This is a genomic window from Pseudoalteromonas sp. MMG024, assembly GCF_021654175.1.
GTDB lineage: Bacteria > Pseudomonadota > Gammaproteobacteria > Enterobacterales > Alteromonadaceae > Pseudoalteromonas.
This window is the reverse complement of record NZ_JAKFZO010000050.1, coordinates 1-1007: the sequence shown is the minus strand read 5'-3', so window position 1 is coordinate 1007 and position 1007 is coordinate 1. Positions and strand designations below refer to the sequence as shown.

Genomic DNA, 1007 nt, shown 5'->3' with positions numbered 1-1007 from the left:
TCACTACCTTATGTTGAACCGAAAATATTTATCTAACCTATTCTTGGGCTATCCATTTTGATTTCTTTCGTTTTGCAGACTTTATTGCATTAAAGTCGATTTTGGCGCACGCCGAATAGCAAAAGTGTACCACTTTTGCTTATTTACAACTCATTCTTAAAATTACGCGAGTAAGGCTGTTGCATTAGCAATATTTGGTCGTCGTTTCTTTTTGAGATGTTCACAATACTCAATCATATTGTCTGGTTTTCCAACGGCACCATGAAATGATTTGGTAAATTGTGTAGTGAGCTTAAGCCAATTTTCAGGTGATATGCCTAAGCGAGTTAAAATTGGAAGTTCGTTCGCTGAAATAGCGCCGCGCTTATCCTTGCGAATAATACGTCCTGTTAACTCAACGAGTTCAATATAGCTTTTGAGTTCGAACGGTAAGCCTTTTGGCATATGCTTGCATGGATTACCTACAAACTTAAGCAGTGCTTTGGGCTGAGTTCTTTTAAGTGCCGCGTTAATGCGTTGTTGAATACTAGTGTAATCTGATTTTTCTGGAGTGTTTGCTATTTTTGCTCTTATTGGGTTTAAGTCAACATACGCCATACAGGCTGCAAGTGCCGCTTCATCAAGGAGTGCTTGAGATTTAAACCGCCCTTCCCAAAAGCGGCCTGTGCAGTTGTCTTCAAAGTTCGCCTTACGCGCAATGTCTTCATTCAGTACACGCATAAACCAACTGATGTCTTTTAAACGATTTCGAAACACTTTGGTCATTTCCGCTAACGTGTTTTCTTCAGCTGGATTTAGGGGCTTACCGGATAGGTATGTTTGTGTGAGTAAATTGCCTTTAAACAACTTGTGCCAACGAATAATAACGGCCTTTTGTTTTAATCGTTTTGCTTTCTTCTCATCCACACATAAGACAAGATGAGTATGATTGCTCATTACTGCATAAGCGCACACATCTATACAAAATACCTTGCTCAACTCAAGTAGTTTATCTTCAACCCAAGCTC

General features: G+C 39.5%; 1 protein-coding gene. It reads right to left on the bottom strand.

Going from position 1 to position 1007, the window contains the following annotated elements; genetic code table 11:
• Nucleotides 1-162: 162 nt before the first annotated feature.
• Nucleotides 163-1007: transposase (locus tag L1068_RS21790; protein ID WP_237131956.1), on the bottom strand; the 845-nt coding region annotated here is incomplete at its 5' end.